A 2,313-nucleotide genomic window follows, 5' to 3' on the forward strand; every position below is an offset into this window, starting at 1 on the left:
CCGATCCCACCTCGACGTAGCCGAGACCGCTCGTCGCCACGACCCGCTGCCCGATCCGAAACCCGACGACGTCGGATCCGACCTCCTCCACGACTCCGACCCGTTGGTAGCCAGGAACAGCCGGGAAGGTGATGTCGGCCCAGCCGAAGGTGCCGCGCATGACCCACTTGTCGGTACCCGTACTGACCCCCGACATCAGAGTCCGTACGAGCAACTGCCCCGGACCCACGCGCGCCAGGTCGAGCGTCGCGCACTCGATGTCACCGGGTCGCCGACACACGACAGCATCACAACTCGGCAATGCTCCTCCAGCTTTCGGTTCTGACCGGCCCCAGGCGCGGCCCCTTCATCGATCTTCCTACTGAGCATGGGCTAATGGGAGCAGGAATTAACGACTGACAGCTGATCCCAAACGTTGGGCGGGACCGCGAGATCGACCGTTCGGAATCTGCGTGCGGACATCCCGCGGTTGGCCTCAGCGGTGACAATGCGTTCTCGTGGCGGTGTCCGTGTGGTGAATCAGAAGTCTCGGTCTCGCCCCACGGTTCGGCATCTGATGACGCAACTCCCCGCTTGACACACCTTCACGCTGGCGCAGGCTCACACCGATACCGAACTCCATCAGTCGATGGAGCGCTCCAACGGACTTCAAGGTAGGGTCAGGCCTTCCCTGTGTCAAGCAGCCGTCAGGACCTCGGCCCGGCCGCTTATGGCCTTGCCGTGGATTCGCGGACGATCAGTTCCGGGACGAACCGCACGTTGCGGTGGGTGTGGGTTTCCTCGTGAATCTCACTGAGCAACAGCTCGGCGGCGGTGCGGCCCATCTCGTACATCGGCTGACGTATCGAGGTGATCGGTGTGCCCACCAGGGTCGTCAACTCGATGTCGTCGTAGCCGACGACCGCGACGTCATCAGGAACGCTCACCCCAGATGAGGTGAGGCCACGTATCATCCCAACCGCCAGCAGGTCATTGCCGCAGAGGATGCCGGTGGGTAGGCGACGTGTCGCACGGTTGCTGAGCAACGTCCTGGCCGCCTCTTCGCCGCAGGCGATCGTGTCGGCTGGCACGGTGACGGCCTGAACTGCCGGTCGCCTCTGCTTGCCGGACGCAGCCAGGGCGGATCGCATACCGTTGAGCCGATCGGAGTGCCGCTGGCCCCGGCGTGGGCCTCCCACGAAAGCCAGCCGATGGTGACCCAGGCTGAGCAGATGCTGGGTCGCGGCTATCCCACCGCGGACGTCATCGACAGCGACTGAGCACTCGTTGGCTCCACCCTCATGGTCCAAGAGCACCGCCGCGACACCTCGCTCTCGCACCTGCCGGAGGTCGTCTGCGCCCGATGCCGTCGGGATCAGCAGTATCCCCGACACCTGCTGGGCGAGCAGAAGTCGCAGCGAGGCACGCTGGCGCTCATCGTCGTCGCGGGTGCTCGTCAAGGTAAGGACGTAGTTCTCGCTGGTAGCGACGTCCTCGACGCCGCGCGCGATCTCCGCGAAGAACGGATGGCCCACATCATGCATGACAAGGCCGATACTGCGGCTACGCAGTCCGCCGAGCATCCGGGCAGGCTGGCTCGCAATGAAATCGAGCTCATGCATCGCCTCCAGCACACGAGTCCTGGTCGCCTCCAGGACAACCTCCGGGCGGTTGAGAACGTTGCTCACGGTCCCACGGGACACCCCTGCCCGCCGTGCGACATCCTCGATAGTCACAGCCATACGACCTCCCGAATCTCATAGTCGGCTGACGGCGAACTCTCCCGGGTATGCGTGTCGGAACCGTTGACACCGCCTCATGGCCAATCATAGAGTCCGGGCACCTTGGAGCGCTCCAGACGGCCAGGCCATAGGGCGTCCGCTCGGGTGCTTGATGAGACCGGTGTTACAGGCAGCCGCACCGATCTCCCGCATGCGCCAGGCCCGGGTCGGCTACGGCCCGGACGGGCTACCGGATCGAGGGGTGTCGTGAGCGGAGAGGAGTCAGATATGTCCTTTGATCTGAGTAGGCGCGATGTACTCCGTGCCGGTGGTGCGGTGGTGGCGGTGGCCGTGACCGCCGGCTGTGACGTGCTCTCTACCCAGCCCAAGAACTCGGGCGACGGTGGCGGTGGCAGCGGTGGGCCGAAGCCGAAGGAGGCACCGATGCTTGCCGAGCTGGTCAAGCAAGGCAAGCTTCCGGAGCTGTCGAAGCGGCTGCCGCCGGATCCGGTGGTCGTCCAGCCGCTGGACCGTTTGGGCACGTACGGCGGCCAGTGGCGGTTGACGACCCAGGCGAGCGGCTACGGCACCGGCGCCACCCAGTACCACCCAG

General features: G+C 65.3%; 3 protein-coding genes. 1 reads left to right on the top strand and 2 read right to left on the bottom strand.

Features of this window, described 5'->3' with window-relative positions; all coding sequences use genetic code 11:
* Positions 1-280: alcohol dehydrogenase catalytic domain-containing protein (locus tag ABNF93_RS34540; protein ID WP_349332476.1), on the bottom strand; the 280-nt coding region annotated here is incomplete at its 3' end.
* A gap of 427 nt (positions 281-707) precedes the next feature.
* A complete protein-coding gene (locus ABNF93_RS34545) occupies positions 708-1,721 on the bottom strand; it encodes a LacI family DNA-binding transcriptional regulator (protein WP_349332477.1) in 1,014 nt (337 codons plus the stop codon).
* A 267-nt stretch (positions 1,722-1,988) separates the two neighbouring features.
* Here ABNF93_RS34545 and ABNF93_RS34550 point away from each other — a divergent pair.
* A partial coding sequence (locus tag ABNF93_RS34550; RefSeq protein WP_349332478.1) for a twin-arginine translocation signal domain-containing protein occupies positions 1,989-2,313 on the top strand: 325 nt, incomplete at its 3' end.

Origin of the sequence: Actinopolymorpha sp. B9G3, from assembly GCF_040120725.1 — a bacterium.
In the GTDB taxonomy this organism is placed as follows: Bacteria; Actinomycetota; Actinomycetes; order Propionibacteriales; family Actinopolymorphaceae; genus Thermasporomyces.